We start from the raw sequence: 21,608 nt of genomic DNA, 5'->3' as shown, positions 1-21,608 counted from the left end.
TTGAAAAAGCAGAAGTATTATCATTAATTTCAAATACTTTACGTAAATCGAGGCTGAGACAATTAATTTGTCTCAGCCTCAAATCAATATATAGTTAGTAATGATACCTACAAGAAATAATTAAGATAGAAGAATCTTTTATTGTATATACCATTCTATGTTCATAATTAATTCTTCTACAATAATAAACAAAATAACTGATAGTATGATATATTTTTACTAATTAATTACATATGTTAAATGTTTACTAACTATAACTAAAGGCGGTTTTGGGTTTTGAGGAAACAGAGATTAAAGTTAAGTACATTAGTTATTATTGTGGTCTGTATTGTGGTTCTGTTTTCTTTGTTGATAACTGGTATATTGATTAGCAATACGATTAAGGACACAATTCATAAGACGACTGAGGAGAAGGCTGAGGTTATTGGTAAGACGGTTGCAAGGTCTGGGGTTGTTCAGTCGGCTTTGGTGGATAATGATGGTAGTAAGAAGGTACAAGAGTATGCTTCTGATATTCAACGGTCGACGGATGTGAGTTTTATTGTTGTTATGGATATGAATGGTGTTAGAAAATCTCATCCTAATGAGGATTTGATTGGAAAGCATTTTAAAGGTGGGGATGAGAAGGATGCTCTCAATGGTCATGTGAGTTCTTCAATTTCTAAGGGGACACTTGGAAAGTCTTTGAGGTCTTTTACACCTGTTTATTCTGATGGTAAACAAGTTGGTGTTGTTGCTGTTGGTGTGCCTATGAAAAGTGTGTCTGATGCTCTAGCGGATGGTAATAAGCAAATTGTTATTGGATCGATTATTGGATTGTTTGTCGGTGCCATTGGTGCATATTTGTTGTCTAGATATATTAAGAGAATTTTACTTGGATTAGAGCCTTCCCATATTGCGAAAATACTGGGAGAAAGAAATACAATGTTACAGTCTGTTCATGAAGGCATTGTAGCTGTTGATAAGGAAGGTAAAATTAATTTAGTAAATAAGTCTGCAATGGATATTTTTAAAAAGGCTGGTCTAAAGGATAATCCTATTGGTATGCAGATTAATGATTATATGGCTTCTACACAATTACCAAAAGTTGTTGAGCTTGGTAAACCTGAACGTGATAAAGAACAGAACATTAATGGTTTAAAGATATTAGTGAACAGAGTGCCACTTATTGTTAAGGATGAAACAGTCGGTGCGATTTCGACTTTTAGAGATAAGACTGAAGTGAATAAATTATCGGAACAATTAGTTGGTGTTAAGACATACGCTGATACTTTACGAGCACAATCACATGAGTTTAGTAATAGGCTACATGTTATTTCTGGTATGCTACAGATGGAACATTATGATGATTTGAAGCAATACATACATGAAATAGTTGAACTCGGCAGCCAAGAAAGTGGAGATATTACGTCTAAAATTAAAGACGCAGTGTTAGCTGGTTTCTTAATTGGTAAATTAAGTTTAGCGAGAGAACAGAATATTAAGCTATCTATTATGAATCACACAACAATTCCTGAACCAAATTATTCATACATCACACATGAAATGATTACGATTATAGGTAATTTAATTGATAATAGTATAGACTCCCTAGTGACTTCTTCTGTTAAAAAGAAAACGATTGATGTACATTTGAAATACGAAAATGAACAATTAATGATTGATGTTATTGATTCAGGATTAATACTTGAAAATGAATTAGATGATCAAATTTTTGAAAAAGGTGTTTCTTCTAAAGGCGAAAATAGAGGATATGGTTTACATTTAGTTCAACAAAGCGTTGAAAAGCTTAAAGGTAATATTAAAATTGATTCTAATGAAGCAAGTAATGTACAATTTTCAGTCGTTATAAACTATCCAAAAAAGGAAGAAGATAAATGTTAAACATACTTATTGTAGAAGATGACCCTATGGTTGCTCAAATCAATCGACAATTTATTGAAAAAATAGATCCTCACGCATTAGTAGATATTGCACAAAATGTTACAGAAGCAATGAGCGTTATAAAAACTAAAGAAATAGATTTATTATTGCTCGATATTTATATGCCAGAAGAAAATGGCTTAACATTTTTGAAATATGTAAGAGAACAAGGTTATAAAATAGATGCTATATTAATTACTGCAGCATCAGATGTAGAAGATATACAGACAGCATTTCGTTATGGAGCAGTAGATTATTTAATAAAACCATTTGAATTTGAGCGATTCAAAAAATCATTGTTAAAATACAAGCAAGGGCAAAATTTTTATAATGAAAATCGCCATATTAAACAAGCAGATATAGATGCAGCCCTTTTAAATAAAACTACGATTCAATTGGAGTCAGATCTTAAATTACCAAAAGGTGTAACAAAAGAGACACTACAAATAATAATTGAGAAAATGAATTATTTTGAAGAAAGTGAATTTTCAACAGATGAAATCTCAAAAATCACAAATATTTCACGAGTTTCCGTCCGAAAATATTTAAAATTTCTAACTGATATCGATGTATTAGAAGAATCCTTAACATATGGTATCGGTCGCCCAATTTATTTCTATAAATTTAAAAAAGATAACTTAAAATATTTAAAATCGTATATAGTATAAACCAAACTACATCACTTTTAGTTTGGTTTTTTTAATTACAAAAAGATAATTAAAATTTCATAACCTATAAATTTTTATAAGCTTTACATAAAATAAGCTTATATCAATTAAGGGGGATATTTATGAACACGAAGACAAATTTGAAAGCGCTTACTCAAAGTGAGATGCCACTTGAAAATAATTTTAAAAATATTGGGGATAAGTTATTAAAAGCTAAAGTGGGTGTATTACCATTACCACTTTACGTTATTTTAGCAGCAATTATATTAACTGCATCCATATATAATACATTACCAGCAGACATGATAGGCGGGTTTGCTGTCATTATGATTTTAGGAATATTGTTAGGTGATCTTGGCCAAAGGATTCCAATTTTAAAGGAAATTGGAGGTCCAGCGATTTTAGCTTTGTTAGTACCTTCTATTTTAGTGTTTTTAGATGTAATTAATACGTCTTCAATGGAAGCGGTTACAACTTTAATGAAGACGTCTAACTTTTTGTATTTTTATATTTCTTGTCTTGTTGTAGGAAGTATTTTAGGTATGAATAGTAAAGTATTGATTCAAGGATTTACACGTATGTTTGTACCTTTAGTCGTTGGTACTATTTTAGCAGTATCTGCAGGTCTACTAGTTGGCCTTCTACTTGGTTATGATATTCAACATACTTTATTTTATATTGTTGTTCCTATTATCGGTGGTGGAATTGGTGAAGGTATTCTACCTTTATCAATTGCATATTCATCTATATTAGGTGGTTCTGCAGAGTCATTCGTTTCTCAAATGATTCCAGCAGCAGTTATCGGTAATATTTTCGCAGTAATTTGCGCTGGATTAATGATGCGCTTAGGTGAAAAGAAAACTCACCTTTCTGGAAACGGAAAGTTAGTAAGATCAAAAAATGGTGATGAAATCCTTGAAGAGCAAGAGAAAGAAAAAGTTATTGATTTCTCACTTATGGGCGCAGGGTTACTTATAGCATGTAGTTTCTTTATTGTGGGTACGCTAGGTCAAAAGTTCACCGGTATACCTGGACCTGTAATTATGATTTTATTTGCAACGCTAATTAAATGTTTAAAAGTGATGCCACATAAAATGGAAGATGGTGCACACAATTTATATAAATTCATATCTACAAGTTTAACTTGGCCATTAATGGTAGGTCTTGGCATGCTTTATATTCCTTTAGAAGATGTTGTGAAAATTGTTACGCCAGCATATGTAGTTGTATGTGCTTCAGTCGTATTAACAATGATCGCTTCTGGATATTTCGTAGGTAAATTAATGAAAATGTATCCAGTTGATTCAGCTATTGTTACAGGTTGTCATAGTGGATTAGGTGGTACAGGAGATGTTGCGATATTATCAGCTTCTAAACGTATGGCACTCATGCCATTTGCACAAGTTGCAACGAGAATCGGGGGAGTGTCTACAGTTATTTTAGCATCATTACTATTAAAATTATTGAGTTAAAAAATATAAGGAGAATTTAAAATGACAGATAGAAGCGAATATAGCGAATCTATTAATCTACACAATGAACATGCAGGTAAAATAGAAATTACAAGTAAAGTTGAAGTGAATACAGTAGAAGATTTAAGTGTTGTTTATACACCAGGTGTTTCAGAAGTTTGTAGAGCAATTGCTGATGATGAAACAAGAGCTAATACATTAACAGCGCGAGGCAATATGATAGCTGTTATTACAGATGGAACTGCTGTACTAGGTTTAGGAGATATTGGTCCAAAAGCGGCAATACCTGTAATGGAAGGTAAGAGTATTCTATTTAAGCAATTAGCAAACGTTGATGCTTTTCCAATTTCTTTAGATACAAAAGATACAGAAGAAATCATTTCCATAATTAAAGCATTACAACCTAATTTTTCTGGAATAAACTTAGAAGACATATCGGCACCACGTTGCTTTGAAATAGAGAAGAGATTAATCGAAGAATTAGATATCCCAGTATTTCATGACGATCAACATGGAACAGCAATTGTAGTACTAGCAGCACTAATCAATGCACTTAAAGTCGTAGAAAATGAAGATATTAATGCAAAAATCATTATAAACGGAGCAGGGTCCGCAGGTATTGCTATAGCTAAATTATTGTTAGAAGCGGGTTATAAAAACATCACATTGGTTAGTCTAGAAGGTGTATTAAGCAAATCTGAAACATGGCTAAACAGTACTCAACGAGAAATTGCGGAATATACTAACATTGATAATCAAAGAGGCACACTAGATGACGTTATACAAAATGCAGATGTATTCATTGGCGTATCTGGACCAAAAGCATTAACAAAAGAACATATAAAAATAATGAACGTTAATCCAATCATATTTGCATTAGCAAATCCAACACCGGAAATATATCCAGAAGAAGCATATGAAGCAGGTGCATCAGTTGTTGGAACAGGGCGTTCAGATTATCCTAACCAAATCAACAACTTATTAGCATTTCCAGGTATATTTAGAGGTGTGTTAGACGCACAAACACAACACATAACAACAGACATGAAAATTGCCGCAGCCAAAGCAATCGCTTCAACAATAGAAGACGACGAACTCAATACAAACTATGTCATACCAAACTCATTAGACAAAAGAGTCGTAGAACAAGTCTCAGAATCCGTTAAGAAATGTGTGAGAAATCAGGTAGAAGTATTAGTTAAGTAAATGAATATGTAACTTTGCAGCACGTGTCTTTATTCAAAAAAGAGATCAACACATTGAGATTACCCAGGAAATAAAGAAATATAAATAAAAAATTGAGGCTGAGACAATTAACTTGTCTCAGCCTCAAATCATTATATAGTCAGTAATGATACCTACAAGAAATAATTAAGATAGATGAATCTTTAATTGTATATACTAGTCTATGTTTATAATTAATTCTTTTTTACCAACTTCTTATCTTTTTCTTGAAAATACTAGGTTTTTGTTTGATAAAATTAATAAACTTATATTTAACGTGCTTTTAGTTCATCGCTTGTCATCCATTTATGATTTTTAACCATTTTGTCATCTTCCGTTGATTTATAATCAACTACATAAACAGTTGTTTTGTTTACATCATCTATTTTTGCTTCTGAGCCTTTCATACCATTCATGTGGTCTGCTTCTAATTTAACAGTGTCTCCTTTTTTGAATCCTTCTTTAGGTGCATCTGCTACTTCTTCATTAACGACCCATTTATGATTTTTAACTTTTTTTCCGCCATCTTTAGGTGTATAAGTTACTTCATAAGCATAAGTTTCATATGCACCTTTAACCGTACCTTTAGCGTTTTTCATACCAGGCATATGACCTTCTGTAATCGTAACTTTATCATCTTTTTTAAATTTACTGTCTTCTGTAGTTTTCATACCTTTAGGAACTTTACTATCGCTTTTATGATCCATATGCTCCATATTTTCTTCTTGCTTGTGATTTTTATCTTTTTTGTTTTCGTCCTCTTTATCTGATGAACAAGCTGATAATACCAATCCTGATGCTAATAAAATAAAGCTTAATTTTTTAATCATTTTTAAATCTCCTTATTAGTTTAATTTTAGTGTGAAAGCGTTAATTGCTACGATAATCGTACTGAATGACATGAGTATAGCTCCTACAGCAGGGGATAAGATTATTCCGATAGAAGCTAGTATTCCCGCTGCTAAAGGTACAGCGATAATGTTGTATCCAGCTCCCCACCAAAGGTTTTGAATCATTTTTTTCATTGTATTTTGAGAAAGATTTAAGAAACTAATAATGTCTGATGGATTGCTTTTAACGAGTATGACGTCACCAGATTCAACGGCAACATCGGTACCTGCACCTATAGCCATGCCAATATCGGCTCTAATAAGACTTGGTGCATCATTAATACCATCGCCAACCATCATCACTTTACTACCTTTTGATTGATAATCTTTAATAATATTTTCTTTATCTTCGGGCATTAATTGTGAATGGACATCATCAATACCTAATTTTTCAGCAACTGCTTGGGCTACTTCGTTATTATCACCTGTAAGCATGACAGGTGTGATGTTTCTAGATAATAGATCTGAAACCATTTGTTTTGAAGTTTCTTTAATTTTATCACCTTGTGCGATAACACCAATAACTTGTTTGTCATCAATTAAATAACTAACAGAGTTGCCTTCTTTAGCAAGTTTAGTAAATTGGTCTTTATTGTAATCAAATTTATTTTGATCTAAATAAGTGACATTTGTTATTTTTAATTTTCTATTATTAACAGTACCTTCTAGTCCGACACCTGGTAAGTTGTTGACTTCCTTAGGGCTAGAATAGGAAATATTTTTACTTTTAACGTAATTGACAATACCAGTAGCAAGTGGGTGATTTGAATTACTTTCTAAGGAAGCAAATAAACTCAATACATCTTCATCTTTTAACTGTTTATCAAAACTTTCATAATGATTAACTGAGAAATTCCCTTCAGTTAATGTGCCTGTTTTATCCATCATGATATAACTTAAATGTCGGGCAGTTTCTACTGATTCTCTATTTTTGATAATTAAACCATTGTGAGCACCAATAGATGTAGAACGGGCAGTAACTAAAGGAATTGCTAATCCTAAAGCATGTGGACAAGCAATGACGAGTACTGTTACAAGACGTTCAAGTGCAAAATCAACATCATTATGGATAAGCATCCATACTATAAATGAAATTAAACCGATACTAACTGCAAAGTAGAATAAATAACCAGCTACTTTATCAGATAATAACTCAGCTTTGGACTTATCATTTTGTGCTTGATTTACAAGTCCCATTACTTGAGAGAGATAGCCATTTTCACCAGTAGCAGTAACTTTTACTCGTATCGTACCTGAACCATTGATAGAACCGCCAATAACTTCATCGTCAAATACTTTAGGAACGAGCTTCGATTCACCCGTTACTAATGCTTCGTCAATAGATGTCTCACCTTGTATGATGATACCGTCAGCGGGTATGCTTTCACCAGCTTTAACTTCAACGATATCATCAATATCAATTTCAGATATCTTTACTTCTTGGCGCTCGTCTTCACTGATTATTTTTATAGCTGTCTTAGGTAAGAGTTCTGCCATTTTCTTCAAAGCATTACTGGCATTACCAACAGCATTCATTTCAATCCAGTGACCTAATAACATAATGACAATTAAAGTAGCTAACTCCCAGAAAAAGTCCATAGTATGTGCTACGTTAGTAAAGTTATTCATATAGAATGCATATAAACTATAAATATATGCAACAGAAATACCTAGCGTGACTAATGTCATCATACCAGGTTTTTTACTTAGAATTTCATGTTTAGCACCAGTAATAAATGGTTTTCCACCATAAAAGAATAATGTTGTAGCAAGAACTAATACAATCCAATTTGAACCTTTGAATGAAAATTGAAACGGCAATGTTATCCCCATCATAGGTGATAGAATAATAATAGGTATTGCGAAAATTAATGAAATAAAGAATTTACTTTTAAAATCACCATGGTGATGAGCGTGATCACTGTGATCACCATGGGTTTCATGATCTTGATGGTTATGGTGTCCATGATTATGTTCGTTTTCTTTATTCAAGATAGTAAACCTCCTATTTATAAAATTTTAAAATAATTAGTTAATAATCATAGTATATCATATACCCCATGCAGGTATATAGTGGAATGATTTATTAGTGATTTTATTGTTCAATAACAACAATCATGGTTTACAGTAAATAGTGATAACAAACCTTCCAAGAACTTTATAAATAAGAAAGGTAGATACAAATTGGAGCTGAAAATATGGAGATACAAGATTATGCAATACGCGTAATCAATTTAAAAAATGACAATAATCTTTCTTCAATTATAAAAGAAAGAGACAAACAAATAGAAATTTTGAATGAAATAGTAAGAGACTAAAAAAGTGTAGTGGTGAGAGGATAAATATGTAATGACTTAAAAATTTGTTTTGTGTATAGGAGATGTGTGAATGAGTAAAACACGTTTAATCATAACGCCATTAATTATAAGTTTAATACTTACACTTATTATATATTTTTTGTTTTTAATTCTTGATTTAATAACAAATTTTCATACTTCTGACGTGTTATTAAACGTAGATTTTATAAGGAATTATGAAAATATGACTTTGATAGAAGAGTTGAGCTACCATTACTTAACTACTTTAATCATAGTAATCCTCACTATTGTTATTTATGTTAATTACATTAATTTAAAACCGCTATTTTTTATAATATTATTAATCACTTTCACTATTTTGTATCCATTTCTTATAAAATTGTCAGTAAGGGATATGTTTGAATATAGCTTAAATGAACATGTTATTTGGATATTTGGGCATATGTTATTTCTATACTTATTAAACACTATTATGACAAGTCAATGTCTCAGGATTCTAGTTAGTAAATAGAGTCTTCGTGCGATTCGGATAGATTTACCTAGATCCACAGCATTCTATCCATATACAACAAAAAACGAAGAGGCTGAGACAACTATTTTGTCCCATTCTCTTCGTTTTTATATTATTTTCTACTTTTGATTAACAAATACATAAAGAATGGTGAACCGATGAGTGCTGTGAATATTCCTGCTGGGATTTCTTTTGGTAAGAAGATGGTTCTTCCTATTAAGTCACTCAATAATATAATGATTGCACCAATGATTGCGCTATATAACAAGCGATTTCTAAATTGATGTCCTCCGAGTCTCATTGCAATATGTGGTGCGATTAATCCGACAAATTGTATGCCACCTACGTAACTCATCGATATACCTATTAAGATACTCATTGAAATGAGGGCAATGACGGTTATGTATTGATAAGGATTACCTAATGCAAATGACAAGTTTCTTCCTAAATAATGTACATCAAATGATCTTGCATAGTACAACAGTATAAACATTACGATGAGTAATATACTTCCTACTATCATAACTTGATTATATTCTGCTTGATGTACTGAACCTGTAATCCATATTTGTGCTTGGGCACTACGTTTATTTGAAGTCAAAATTAAGAACATAACAATTGCCTGACAAAGTATGTTAAAACTAATACCTATCAAGATTAAACGGTCTCGTTTGTAACTTTTTCTTAAAGCTAAAAAGTACAATAGTGCTGTAATAATGACAGCTCCTAGCATAGAGAATATCGGTTGATAAGTAAGGGGTAATAATAACGCTTCTGTACTTGTTGTTAACACTATTAAAAACATTAAAGACCCAACATTTGCACCTTGTGATATACCAATGACATCTGGTGATGCTAAAGGATTCTTAGTGATGAATTGTAAGACGCACCCTGCGATACCGAGGGCTGCACCTGTTACGATTGCGAGTAAGACTCTTGGCAGTCTTAATGTATTAATAACAAGATTTGTATAAGGATCTCCTAATTTAAAGAGGCCGCTTAATACATTTTGTGGCGCGATAAAACTATCTCCTAACATGAGCGTAAGTATAGTAGTTAACATGAGCATTATGATTAGTGTGATTAATTTCTTCATTCTGTTAACTCCTTACGTTTAAGAATTAAATAAATGAATATTGGTGTACCGATCAGTGCTGTTGTAATACCTACAGGAAGTTCTCTCGGCATGAGTAAATATCGACTCAAAATATCACTTAGTAATAGAAGACAGCCACCTAATATACCTGATAATGGTATGACGATAAAGTGGTTATGTGACTTGCATATCAATTTTGCAACGTGTGGTGTAATAAGACCTATAAATGAAATCGGCCCTGCTAATGCAACTGCGGTACCACTTAAAAGGACAACTGCAATCATTGTAAATATTTTAATGGTTAATATTTTAGCTCCAAGACCTTTCAGTGCATCATCACTCAACATATATAAATTGAGTGGTTTAGCCATGTATAAAGCAATGATTAATCCGCCAACAATGAATGGCCAAATATAGATTAAAATATTGATATTTTTATTAGCAACAGAACCATTTAACCAATATATTAATTCTTCTATTGCTGATTCATTATAAATAAGCAAACCTTGTGTAATTGCCATACAAAATGCACTAATGCTCGCGCCGAATAAAGTTAATTCCATTGCATTAAACGGTTTGTAAGGTAAGGTTGTTGCTAAAATGATTAGTGTTGCAATAATGATTGTACCGATGAAAGCCATAAATGCTAATTGAAATCCACCGTTCATACCGAATCCAACAGTAGCAATTACTACCATTAAACTCGCACCACTGTTAACACCCATGATGCCAGGGCTTGCAAATGGGTTACGGGTAATGGTTTGGATCATTACACCACTAATACCCATTAAAACACCGACAACCCCGCCCAAAATTGCGCGAGGTAGTCTTAAATGTGTGAGTACACGTTGATCTTTAATTGTTTCTCCGTTGATATAATGATGCCATATATCTAAAAAGCTGAAATGTTTATAACCGAGCATCATACTTAAGATGAATAGTAAGATAAACAATCCTGTGAATAGGAGAAACCACCAAAGGTATTTATTTTTCACTTAGCTTTTCCTTTAAATCGTCAATCATCATATTGGCAGATAACACACCACCAGAAGTGTTCCAAACAGCGTCATCTACTTTATAGACATGACCTTTCTTAGATGCTTCTAAGTCTTTAAATGCTGGATCATTTATCCATTCTTTTTCTAACTGAGATACTTTCTTATCATCTTCTTGGAAAGTGAAGTAGAAGATATAGTCTCCATCCATTGCTTTCATTCGTTCTTTCGTAACACCTTTTTCAGCAAAGTCATCTTTATCTTGACCTTTAGGACGTTTAATTCCTAACTCATCTAAGATCACACCAGAGAATGTATCTTTATGGTATATTCTAACGTCTCCAGGCATAAAGCGAACCATTGAAACTTCTGAATTTGCTTTATCACCAATTTCTTTTTTAGCTTTTTCTACATGTTTATCATAATTGCTTAGAACTTCTTTACCTTTATCTTCTTTATTTAAAGCTTTTGCATATAAACTGAAGTTATCTTTCCAATCTCCACGTAATTCGTTTGAAAATACTGTCGGAGCAATTTCGGAAAGCTTCTTGTATTGAGCTTCTTGTCTGAATTTATTACCGATAATTAAATCTGGTTTTAATTTAGCGATTTTTTCTAAGTTGATTTCACTTTCTCCACCAACTGGCTCAATACCTTTGTATTTCTTTTCTAAATGTTTATACCAAGGATTACCTGTATATGAATTAGCAGCTCCAACTGGTTTAACGCCCATTGAAACAACAGCTTCAGTACCTTCATTTGTTAAGACTACAACACGTTTAGGATCTTTAGGCACTTTAGTTGTACCCATAGCATGTTTAACTTCATGCGTATCTTTACTTGAAGATTCCTCTTGCTTACTACCACAAGCTGCAAGCATTACAACTAAAACTAATAATAATGATAAAAGTCTTCTCATTTGCTTTACCTCTTTCTAAGTCAAATTTATGATAATGATTTTCATTATCAATTATAAAATATTTCCTTTTTTTGTCAATATAAAATTTGATTGTGATTCTAACCTATGTATATATTCGAACTAAAATACTGAACATGGTGATAAATATACCATAAAACTCGGATATACGAAATCTGTGTATAGTTGTGCTTAAATATAGCGTATGACAGGTAGTTCATGAGATAAAAATTGTAAATGACTGATGTCGTATCCATAGCTACCAGCGTATTTAAACACGACCCAATCTCCTGTTTTTATATGGTTAATTTTATAAGGTTGGCCGAATACGTCATTAGGGGTACATAATTTACCTGCAAATACGACTGTATCATCAATGATTGATTTAGTTCTATCAATTGTATCTTTGGATTCTAAAATTTCATAAGGCTGATGATGGTTCCATGCTTTAGGAAATCTGAAATGATTTGTACCACCATTTAATAATACAAATGTCTTGTCATGCATGGATTTAATATCAAATACATTTGCTGCATAATAACCAATTGGTCCCGTAACAAAACGACCTAATTCAAATGTTAAGCGAGGTAAGTGGTGAATACGTGTTGCAAAGTAGTCAAAGTCAAACAGCTTTTGTTCATCATAATCTATACCAATACCTCCACCTACATTGATGGAATAGTCTTCAGGTAAATGTGCTTTATATTGATTTGTAAATTCGACTGCACTTTCTATGAATGTTACATGTGCATCCTCATCTAAATTATTGCTCATTGAATGAAAATGAAAACCAGTGAATGTGATACCCTTCGTTTCTTTGCAGATTTGCATGGCTTCATTGATATCACTGTAGGGCATGCCAAATTGTGTTGGAACACCTGCCATTTTCAACTTTGCTGTAGATTTAATATTGCTTAAATTAATTCGAATCATCACTTCAATAGTTTGGTTAGAATCTTTAAGTAAATCTTTTAAATAATCTAGTTCAAATAGACTTTCTACTTGAATAGACTTTACATGTTCTTCTAATGCATATTCTAAGTGTCTCTTAGTCTTCACTGGACCACCATATATAATGGGAATGTCTGAAGAAAGCGATCTTACTTTTTCAATTTCACCTGAAGAGGCAACCTCAAATCCTGAAACAAAAGGTAAAAGCGTTTCTAAAATTTTGAGATTTGAGTTCGCCTTTACGGCATAATAAATATCATGTTTAGTAACAGACCTTATCCAATTGATTCTATTTTTTAATTCTGTTAAATCGTAAATATAATAATCATGATTTGGGTCATCGAGTGTCTTAGCTATTCTGTTCATATTGATTCTCCTTATTTATCATGAGCATGACGCAAATGAGTGTTAAGAGCAGTCCAGAAATCATTGTGATATAAACAATTTGTATGTTGAACTGTTCGAATATAAAGCTCAGTAAAATACCACCGAGCGGGATGAATCCTTTATCCATCATGGAAATAGATAATACAGAGCCTCTATATTTAGCTTCTACATGTTGTTGTACAAGAATTCTATTAGTTGTTCTAAAGGCTTGTGATGCGAAGCCCATTAATAATAGGACCGCAGCATATAAATAAATATTTTTTATGAACATGAGTAATACAATCGTGATGATAAATATAACAGTCCATAGTTTTAAACTTTTTATACTGTTCATGTCTTTTGAATGCATAAAAATCAGCAATATGATAATAGAACCTGCTGCAATCATTGCTGTAAAGAGTGAATAAATCATCGTGCGACTACCAAATTGTTCGTCTACAATACTAGGTAGAATAATCGTATAAGAAAAGCCAAACAACATTGAGAACATACTTGATAACATCAGCAGTATGATAACTGGTTGAGATCTTAAGTATGACCATATTTTATGTTTTGCTTTCTTTTGATGATGTACTTCAGGTAAAGTTTGATTGAGTAATATGACCATTAAACTTCCTAGTATCGGCAATGATAAGACGACGTTCGAGTTCAACTGTGCTAATAATAAACCACCAAGAAATGGACCAATCAATCTCGCAAGATTTAATATTAATGCATTTAAACTGATAGCTTTATGCAAGCGGTCAGGTGACACGAAACTTTGAATCAATGCATTCCTTTGAATCGTATCAATTGCTTGGAAGAAGGACCGCACCATAATGATAAATAGAATGATATAAATATTCCATTTTTGCCAAAATGCACAAACTACACTTACCGTTAACAACATATTAAATATATGGATGATATACATTAACTTTGTTGAGCTAACGGTGTCGATGAGTTTACCAATAATAAACGCAAAGGCTAACTGTGGCATTAATCTTGCAAAGTTAATATAAGCGATATAGATGGCACTTCCCATTAGCTGCAACGTAATCCAATTTAACGCAATAATATCTACCCAATCAATCGTTCGAGCGATACACTGAGAACTTATAAAACGATGATAAGAATTAAATTTTAACTTCATCATTCATTAAGAGCGGGTTTGCTCTTTGTACATAAATATCTTGTTTATCATTTGATATGCGCATCGTTAACAATGCTTTTTCGTTTATAGTCTCTGTGTAGAATGCTTTTATATCTGCTTCAGTATGTTCTCTGTTTTGAGTTTTTAACATTTCAAATACAGCTTTGAATTTACGATTAATACGATGCCATAATTGTTTCTTATCATAATGAAAATCTTCGCTAAAATGATGAACGAGCGTGTTTAAATGATTGCTAATTAAAGTGTTTTGCACTTTTTCGTACATGCTATCCGTTGTAGCGTTTGTTAAAGCATCGCTTAATTTTAACCATTCGGGAACGCGACTCGTATCAATACGTAGACCGCCAAAGTCTCTTACATGTAAACGAGTAGGGACACCGTGAATAAATTCAAATGACATATTTTGCAGATGTGCTTCTAAGCCAATGCCATATTTCGTCATAAGTGTGAGGGCAGTCTCAACTAATATCGAAGTATATTGATCGAACCAATCGATTGGTGTTTGCGTTTCGCGAGCTGATTCAATAACATCGATGTAAACTTTTTTGTTATTTTCGTTAAATTCAAATAAACATGTGGCAGTATAAAGCAATGATTGTGTTTGTAAGTATTGCGTGTTATTTTCTCGTAGGATAAATGATAAATTACGTTGTTTATCTTCTTGTTCGTGAATGTAAGTCATACCGCCATATTCTAAAACAGGCAAACTAATATCATTTAGACGTTTGTCAGTCTTATATATTAATTTAAAATATTCTCCAATAATTTTAGAATTAATAATACTATTATTGCTTATCGAACGTATCGTTGAAGTCATTTGTGAATTTACAGGCAGTTTAATAATGGGTGTAATGGCATCTAATGGACAGACAGTTCGGAATGATGAAGTACTTTTAACTAAACCACCTTTATGTTGTAATGGGATAATTTCTTTGGATTGAATTTCTTCATGATAAACATTAGGTATAACATGTTCGTATTGATAAGGATGAACAGGTATTAAGTCATAACCATCTGGAATTAATCCCGTATAGCCACTAAATTCTGCTATTGTATTCATTTCGGATGTTTCTAAATTGTTATAAAGTAATCCTTTTTTAACGAATAACCAGTTAAGTTTGAAAGCTTGATTATATTCGGGTGAATATTGCATGACTTCTTTGAAAGATAGTCCTAATTTTGTCTTAGCACATGGATGTATATTATGTCCTGTAATGACATACTGTTCACTGTGTAATAATGGATGATCACTTTTAGGTGTATGCGAACAGTGAATGAAACTCATTGCTTGATTGATAAGATGATTTTCTATTTCAACAAGTAATTTATGATAGTTAAATGCGTCATTGCTGTGATGATTAAGCCAATTTATCAATTCAAGTGGATCATGTATATTAAGCGTAGTCTCACCTTCAATTATTTGAATATGATGATTGCGTGAATCGTAAGTGATGTATATACGATCGCTAATATATAATACTGAGATATCATTTACTGTTTCTACACGTGTAATGGGATGTGTGACTTCTTCATACAAACAAGTTAATAATTTCTTGAATGTGATCGTAATGCTATCTTGTATACATTGTTCGATGTAATGGCGCTCGTATTTTTCTGTATTTGCATATACCTCGTTAGTCCAACGCATTTATTTGTCCTCCATGAATAACGGATTATTAATTTTTGTATATTGATAGTCGTAACCTTCAGAGAAAATTCTCATTTTTAATAATGATTTAATATTGAAAGCGGGTTGTTCTAAAATATTTATTTCAGGTGCACAATGTTCGTGATGTTCAGCAATTATACTTCGAATAATCGTATAGCCTTCTTCACTTTTATAACCGTAAGATTCCAATACTTGTATCAGTTGGAATAGGTGATTATAAAGTACTGAGTGAGAGAATACGGATAATAAATCTTCAAATGAATCAGTGATTAATCCAGTAGAAGAATCAATGTCTATATCTCGATCAAATAGTCTTACACCACCAAAGTCTTTAACATAAATAGAGATAGGCATGCCGTCTTTTATTACAACAGTACTGTTTTGCATATGTGCCTCTAAACTAATGCCTTCTTCTAAAATTAATCGATAAGTAGCTTCTAACAAAATATGTGCGTATTCAGTTAAGAATAGCTCACCAGCAGATTCGAATGATACATTTTGAGCGTTCATTATCGTTTCAATGCATTCAATCAATATATGCTTCTTAGTAATGAAACTTTTAGTAATAAGGCTACCACATACTAAATGATGGCTATTAGTATCATGGGGTATACGTTCTCTCAACATATAACTACATTTATTGGCATGCTCTTGATTAACATTTAAATAAGCGCCAGATAAGTCTCGTTGGATATAACTCTTATGATATCCATTTGCACGGTATATACGTTCAACAGCTTCACTAAGTACAATGCCATTGTGGATAGAAGCGGGAGAGACATTTCTAACTGCACTTGTAGCTTGTACATTGACTGCCGTCTTAACAATACAATTCAGCTCTGCAACATCTAAAGTTCTAAATGATAATAGCGGACTACTTTCAACAGCTAAATCGTATAAAGGTATCATAAATTGATTCGTGAACAAGTCTTCAAACTGTGGTCTCATGAAGTATTCGAGTTGCCATTCGTGAATAAACAGTAACGAATAATCTTTAAGCTGTATTTGATGAGACTGACAGTATTCATGAACCCTCTGCTTAAATTTATCTAATTCATTAGTTTGAGTCGTATGGACTTCATTAACGATTGTCGCGTCACATAATACAGGAATAACTTTTACTGAATTTCGAAATTCAGGAGAATATTTAATTACCTCATTTATATCTAAACCTAATTTGGTCTTAGTCATAGGATGAAAAGGATGTCCCTCAGTTACACTTTGTTCAAAAAAGACCTCAGTTAGTGCTTCATTCTCAACAAATTCAAAAATATTATGATATTTCTTAGCATATTGGTTATGGTCTTGTTCAAATTGAATATAACTCAACGTTAAATTGCGAATAGAATTGCGAATTTCATTCACAATACGGGCATCTTTAAAAATAGAGTCTTGATCAATATGTTCAAATTTAGCAAGTTGATTAACACGACCAATAACTTCGTCGTAAGCCTTCTTGTATAGAATTTCTATATCTTCCACAGTGAAATCTTGAAAATAATTATGTATATCTTGAATGTAATCGTTAGCAACAATTTCCAAAAAAATCAACTTCCTTTATAATTTATATATTTTATAGTGAGAAACATTCTCAATTATAAAATGTTTGAGTATTTTGTCAATGAAAGGTAATAATAAAAAATAATTGCAAGCTATTATATTGAGTATTCTTTTTATATTATGTTTAGTCATATTTGACTAAAATAGAATAAGAAAATCCCACTAGAACTGTTTCATATGAAACATTCTAGTGGGATGGAAGTAAAACATGAAATACAGGCCGATAAATAAATTAGCGACCCGAAAACGCAAAATACGGACCGATAAATAAAATTACCGGTCCAGAAATGGGAAATACGGACCGATAAAATAAATTAGCGGTCCAGAAATGAGAAATACGGACCGATAAATAAAATTACCGGTCCAGAAACGAGAAATACGGACCGATAAAATAAATTAGCGGTCCAGAAACGAGAAATACGGACCGATAAAATAAATTAGCGGTCCAGAAACGCAAAATACAGGCCGATAAAATAAATTATCGACCCGAAAATGCGAAACGCGATATTCTAATTGAAATCTATGATCAATATGCAATGCCAACGCGTGCTTTAATATATTCATCTGACGATATTTGAGCATAAGCGAAGTCTGCTGTATCTGGTACGGATATTTTCACAGCATTATCTGGTAAATAATTTTGTTCAACGCGGTATTTACCAATCCGTTCTCCGTCTGGTAAATAAGTTGGGCACACAATTGTCCAATCTAGTGAAGATTGATTTAACAGCTCATACACTTTATGGTGCTCAGCTGCAGCGCGTGTAGTTTTTCTTTTTGATTCGTTTGATTGATAGCGTAACAGGTTACTTTCTGTTTTACTTTGTAATATTCCTGCAGTTCCTATTGTGATGATGCGACGGATGCCTTCTTGTTCAATTTCTTCAATAATCATCGGCATAACATCTGTTAATGTTGTTGAACCATCTGTACCTAGCGCGCTTATCACTACTTCATTTCCTTGTATTGCTTCTTCCACATCACGTTTATTTAAGGCATTTCCTTCTATAATATTTAAGTGTTTATGTGTGTGTGCTATTTTTTCTTTATTTCTAACTAATATTGTCACGTCATGTCCGTCGTTAAGTGCATGATCCAATATTTCTTGACCAACTCTTCCTGTTGCACCAAAAATTGATATCTTCATGTTCTTTATCTCCCTTGTCAGTAGTTTCTCATATTCATGTTATTAAAAATCGCTTATATATGCTACATAACAAACTTATAAAATATACAACCTGTAGTTAATCTATATTTTATATTTTATCGGAAAAACAAATTACTTTATTTAAAAGGTAATATGCTAACGAAAATCGGTTATTTCATACGAATTTCTTCTATTATATATGTTTATTTTAGGATTAGCGGGGAACTTCTATACCAAGAACATTATATTGCATATTTTTGATTATTGTAAAAACATTATACTAGTATTATATTTAGTTTGCTGATTTTTTAAAAATATTTTATTTCATTTATTATATGTTTCATATTCAACGCAGTCTCTACAAACTATAGAAAATAGGTGGCTATATGAAATTTATTTTTGCACTTGTTATAACTTTTTTATTTAGCACTGCTTTTTCATTTAAAGATGTAAGTGCAGAAAGTATTCAAGAAGGTGTTTCGGTAGACATTGCTAGAAAAGAATACTCATTAGAGTCCTTAAAACAAATAGTCGATACTATTCATGAAAATAATGGACAATATCTTCAATTGCATTTTTCTGATGATGAAAATTATGCAATCGAGTCAGATTATTTCTCGCATCAAGGTATTCCAAATGAAAATTATTTAACAAAAGCAGAAATAAAATCACTTATAGCATACAGCAATGAGTTGAATGTAATGGTAGTTCCAGATATTGATTTTCCTTCCCATTCAAAAGCTCTTTTATCATTGATAAAGAATGAGGATAAAGATTTGTATAATCAAATTATTAGTGACTATAGTGATAATACGTTTGATTTTTTCTCAAATGATAAAGCTTTAGCTATAAGTAAGCGACACATAGGTGAAATAACAACATTATTTAATCAACCAAAATATAATGGCCAGCAAAGAATAGTATTAGGTGGAGATGAAGTGCCAGGCGGGGGTGCTTACCAAAGTGATTTTATAAGTTATATGAATAACATTGGAAGTTACGCTGCAGGGCAAGGTTATGAGCCTCAAATGTGGAACGATATGATTTCGCATGAAGGGATTAAGTCTTTAAATGATACGTTCTCAATTTTATATTGGAAACAAAATGAAAACAGTAAATCAGATTTAACTGTAGAAGATTTCGCGGAATATGATTTCAAAATATATAATTATAACTTTTATTCATTATACTTTTTACCATCGAATCAATTTACTAATGCAGATATCGAAGAACAAGCTGATTACATAAGTTGGGCATATGCATATAATAAGTTTTTCTACACTAATGAACCTTATCAAGAAGTAGACAGTGACAACGTGAAAGGATCAGCCTTATCATTTTGGGGAGAAGATGCATTGAATATGTCACAAACAGAATTGATTAACCAAGAAATACCGTTAATAAAAGCTTATTTCAGTTCGTGAAATAAGTTGAAATGTATATAAAAAAATAACTACTCCCAAAAATGATGGGAATAGTTATAGTAAAAAATTTTCATAAATTAATCTGATGGGGATTCCAACCTTTCTATAATTTCTTTTATTGTGTCTAATTCTTCTGACAAGTTGTATACATCATCAGAAATTTTTTGATTAATTTTTTGAGACACATATAATAAATCATCACTAATATCTTCGTAATAGTCTTTCCCATGTTTCATGACCATTGTTAAACCTCTTCCTCTACAAATTCTATAATTGTAATACCCGAAAATTATAGACTTCTAACAAAAACTGTAAATAAAAACTTTAAAAATTTTTAAAAAGTTATTTCATCTTTTCTTTTTAAATCAAATTATACATAATTCAAAAGGTTTTGAAAACAAATTTAACCACAAATGTATTTAAATTCATCATTTAAATTATCTTATTTATATAAAATAATCATATATGAGCGGGTTGTTAGTTAGCACTTCATCAGTTAAGAGTAAATATAATGACAAGAGGCTGGGACAAATTAATTTGTCCCAGCCTCTTTACACATCAAATAATCAAAACTTAAGTCATGTGTTTATTTGGTTGTGAATGCGGTAATAAAAAAATGTATTTATTTTTCTTAATTTTGGATACTATTTAGCAACAAATTAGCTTGTTGTTCGAATTCTTTTATAATTTTTTTCGGGGTTGTCGCTGATTGTACGAAGGCTTTTTTATAAAGCCAACCGTTTACAAACATATTAACAAATAACACGAAATCGTCTTGATCTATTTTTAGTTGATTATACGAATGTATTTGTCTTAATTTATCACTAAAGACGACAGCAAATTTATCGTTATATTCTTCTATATCTTTTGTGAAGTTACATGGCGCAAATGATAATTGTAAATAGAATTTCACCATATAATCAGAATCATATATATATCTTCGAAGAAAGGAGAGAAGTTCTTCATGTAAATTATCTGATTGTGTATTAATGTTTTCAATTAAGCTTAGTCCTTTTTTCATACACTTTTCTAAACATATCCCATAAAGGTCGTCTTTACTTTTTATATAGTTATATAAACTTGATTTTTTGACACCTAATTCATTGGCAATATTATTTAGTGATGTTCCATAATAACCTTTCTCAGAAAAGGTTCTCATACTTATTTGGATAAGTTTCTCAGATGTATTATTCACTGCCATTGCCTCCTTTATTTCATATGGATAACTATACATCAAAATCAGCTAAAAATCATCTGGTATAGCGTTTACATTTCACTCAATAAATTACGCATTGCCTTTTTTA

At 31.8% G+C, this 21,608-nt stretch carries 18 protein-coding genes and 1 pseudogene; 5 read left to right on the top strand and 14 right to left on the bottom strand.

The genetic code is table 11. The features are described from left to right. Positions 1-94: 94 nt before the first annotated feature. A pseudogene (locus tag B2G86_RS07550) lies at positions 95-187 on the bottom strand (type II toxin-antitoxin system YoeB family toxin); the annotation flags it as partial. An 89-nt stretch (positions 188-276) separates the two neighbouring features. Between B2G86_RS07550 and dcuS the strand changes: the two are divergent. From dcuS to B2G86_RS07530, 4 genes are all read left to right on the top strand, one after another. Continuing rightward, entirely contained in the window at positions 277-1,884 is a 1,608-nt protein-coding gene (gene dcuS / locus B2G86_RS07545) for a DcuS/MalK family sensor histidine kinase (protein ID WP_078357513.1), read from the top strand. Then, positions 1,878-2,591 (top strand): response regulator, encoded by a 714-nt coding sequence (locus B2G86_RS07540; RefSeq protein ID WP_078357512.1) that lies wholly within the window; start codon positions 1,878-1,880, stop codon positions 2,589-2,591. Before dcuS ends, B2G86_RS07540 begins: the two co-directional genes overlap by 7 nt. A gap of 122 nt (positions 2,592-2,713) precedes the next feature. Then, the gene (locus B2G86_RS07535) at positions 2,714-4,063 is read left to right on the top strand and encodes a 2-hydroxycarboxylate transporter family protein (protein ID WP_078357511.1); all 1,350 of its coding nucleotides are present in this window, start codon (positions 2,714-2,716) and stop codon (positions 4,061-4,063) included. 21 nt (positions 4,064-4,084) lie between these two features. Continuing rightward, the gene (locus B2G86_RS07530; protein WP_078357510.1) at positions 4,085-5,269 is read left to right on the top strand and encodes an NAD(P)-dependent malic enzyme; all 1,185 of its coding nucleotides are present in this window, start codon (positions 4,085-4,087) and stop codon (positions 5,267-5,269) included. Positions 5,270-5,408: 139 nt separating this feature from the next. Here the strand turns inward: B2G86_RS07530 and B2G86_RS13560 are convergent, their stop codons facing one another. The 11 genes from B2G86_RS13560 to B2G86_RS07470 form a co-directional block, all read right to left on the bottom strand. Further along, positions 5,409-5,486 carry a type II toxin-antitoxin system YoeB family toxin gene (locus B2G86_RS13560; protein ID WP_256681906.1) on the bottom strand — a complete coding sequence of 26 codons (78 nt, stop codon included), beginning with the start codon at positions 5,484-5,486 and terminating at the stop codon, positions 5,409-5,411. Positions 5,487-5,559: 73 nt separating this feature from the next. Continuing rightward, the gene (locus tag B2G86_RS07520; RefSeq protein ID WP_078357509.1) at positions 5,560-6,117 is read right to left on the bottom strand and encodes a YdhK family protein; all 558 of its coding nucleotides are present in this window, start codon (positions 6,115-6,117) and stop codon (positions 5,560-5,562) included. A 15-nt stretch (positions 6,118-6,132) separates the two neighbouring features. Beyond that, positions 6,133-8,190: a heavy metal translocating P-type ATPase gene (locus B2G86_RS07515; protein ID WP_420798271.1), complete on the bottom strand. Its 2,058-nt coding sequence runs from the start codon at positions 8,188-8,190 to the stop codon at positions 6,133-6,135. 928 nt (positions 8,191-9,118) lie between these two features. Next, positions 9,119-10,102, bottom strand: coding sequence for a FecCD family ABC transporter permease (locus B2G86_RS07505; protein WP_078357506.1), 984 nt, complete (start codon positions 10,100-10,102; stop codon positions 9,119-9,121). Next, complete coding sequence (locus B2G86_RS07500; protein ID WP_078357505.1) at positions 10,099-11,097, bottom strand: FecCD family ABC transporter permease; 999 nt, start codon at positions 11,095-11,097, stop codon at positions 10,099-10,101. Before B2G86_RS07500 ends, B2G86_RS07505 begins: the two co-directional genes overlap by 4 nt. After that, on the bottom strand, positions 11,087-12,016 hold the full coding sequence (locus tag B2G86_RS07495) for an ABC transporter substrate-binding protein (protein WP_078357504.1): 930 nt from the start codon (positions 12,014-12,016) through the stop codon (positions 11,087-11,089). Before B2G86_RS07495 ends, B2G86_RS07500 begins: the two co-directional genes overlap by 11 nt. Before the next feature lie 189 nt (positions 12,017-12,205). Further along, a complete protein-coding gene (locus B2G86_RS07490; protein WP_078357503.1) occupies positions 12,206-13,330 on the bottom strand; it encodes an alanine racemase in 1,125 nt (374 codons plus the stop codon). Next, entirely contained in the window at positions 13,314-14,483 is a 1,170-nt protein-coding gene (locus B2G86_RS07485; protein WP_241837739.1) for an MFS transporter, read from the bottom strand. Before B2G86_RS07485 ends, B2G86_RS07490 begins: the two co-directional genes overlap by 17 nt. Next, a complete protein-coding gene (locus tag B2G86_RS07480; RefSeq protein ID WP_078357501.1) occupies positions 14,467-16,152 on the bottom strand; it encodes an IucA/IucC family protein in 1,686 nt (561 codons plus the stop codon). The genes B2G86_RS07485 and B2G86_RS07480 overlap by 17 nt, the downstream gene beginning before the upstream one ends. Next, positions 16,153-17,715: an IucA/IucC family protein gene (locus tag B2G86_RS07475; RefSeq protein ID WP_078357500.1), complete on the bottom strand. Its 1,563-nt coding sequence runs from the start codon at positions 17,713-17,715 to the stop codon at positions 16,153-16,155. A gap of 544 nt (positions 17,716-18,259) precedes the next feature. Beyond that, positions 18,260-18,880 (bottom strand): NAD(P)-dependent oxidoreductase, encoded by a 621-nt coding sequence (locus B2G86_RS07470; RefSeq protein WP_078357499.1) that lies wholly within the window; start codon positions 18,878-18,880, stop codon positions 18,260-18,262. Between the two features lie 386 nt (positions 18,881-19,266). On the opposite strand from B2G86_RS07470, the gene B2G86_RS07465 reads away from it, so the two are divergent. Then, positions 19,267-20,304 (top strand): family 20 glycosylhydrolase, encoded by a 1,038-nt coding sequence (locus B2G86_RS07465; protein ID WP_078357498.1) that lies wholly within the window; start codon positions 19,267-19,269, stop codon positions 20,302-20,304. 77 nt (positions 20,305-20,381) lie between these two features. Here B2G86_RS07465 and B2G86_RS13310 read toward each other — a convergent pair whose 3' ends face one another. Both B2G86_RS13310 and B2G86_RS07460 read right to left on the bottom strand, forming a co-directional pair. Then, positions 20,382-20,546, bottom strand: coding sequence for a hypothetical protein (locus B2G86_RS13310; RefSeq protein ID WP_158079030.1), 165 nt, complete (start codon positions 20,544-20,546; stop codon positions 20,382-20,384). 389 nt (positions 20,547-20,935) lie between these two features. Then, positions 20,936-21,499, bottom strand: coding sequence for a TetR/AcrR family transcriptional regulator (locus B2G86_RS07460; RefSeq protein ID WP_158079029.1), 564 nt, complete (start codon positions 21,497-21,499; stop codon positions 20,936-20,938). Positions 21,500-21,608: the final 109 nt, after the last annotated feature.

Origin of the sequence: Mammaliicoccus fleurettii, assembly GCF_002018435.1 — a bacterium.
Taxonomy (GTDB): domain Bacteria; phylum Bacillota; class Bacilli; order Staphylococcales; family Staphylococcaceae; genus Mammaliicoccus; species Mammaliicoccus fleurettii.
Note: the sequence above shows the minus strand (reverse complement) of the source record. Positions and strands in the feature narration are given on the sequence as shown.

Bases quoted from the DNA above. Each gene is read 5' to 3' on its own strand.
- B2G86_RS07540 (WP_078357512.1), top strand. From the start codon at position 1,878: ATGTTAAACATACTTATTGTAGAAGATGACCCTATGGTTGCTCAAATC.
- B2G86_RS07535 (WP_078357511.1), top strand. From the start codon at position 2,714: ATGAACACGAAGACAAATTTGAAAGCGCTTACTCAAAGTGAGATGCCA.
- B2G86_RS07530 (WP_078357510.1), top strand. From the start codon at position 4,085: ATGACAGATAGAAGCGAATATAGCGAATCTATTAATCTACACAATGAA.
- B2G86_RS07520 (WP_078357509.1), bottom strand. From the start codon at position 6,117: ATGATTAAAAAATTAAGCTTTATTTTATTAGCATCAGGATTGGTATTA.
- B2G86_RS07505 (WP_078357506.1), bottom strand. From the start codon at position 10,102: ATGAAGAAATTAATCACACTAATCATAATGCTCATGTTAACTACTATA.
- B2G86_RS07495 (WP_078357504.1), bottom strand. From the start codon at position 12,016: ATGAGAAGACTTTTATCATTATTATTAGTTTTAGTTGTAATGCTTGCA.
- B2G86_RS07490 (WP_078357503.1), bottom strand. From the start codon at position 13,330: ATGAACAGAATAGCTAAGACACTCGATGACCCAAATCATGATTATTAT.
- B2G86_RS07485 (WP_241837739.1), bottom strand. From the start codon at position 14,483: ATGAAGTTAAAATTTAATTCTTATCATCGTTTTATAAGTTCTCAGTGT.
- B2G86_RS07480 (WP_078357501.1), bottom strand. From the start codon at position 16,152: ATGCGTTGGACTAACGAGGTATATGCAAATACAGAAAAATACGAGCGC.
- B2G86_RS07470 (WP_078357499.1), bottom strand. From the start codon at position 18,880: ATGAAGATATCAATTTTTGGTGCAACAGGAAGAGTTGGTCAAGAAATA.
- B2G86_RS07465 (WP_078357498.1), top strand. From the start codon at position 19,267: ATGAAATTTATTTTTGCACTTGTTATAACTTTTTTATTTAGCACTGCT.
- B2G86_RS13310 (WP_158079030.1), bottom strand. From the start codon at position 20,546: ATGGTCATGAAACATGGGAAAGACTATTACGAAGATATTAGTGATGAT.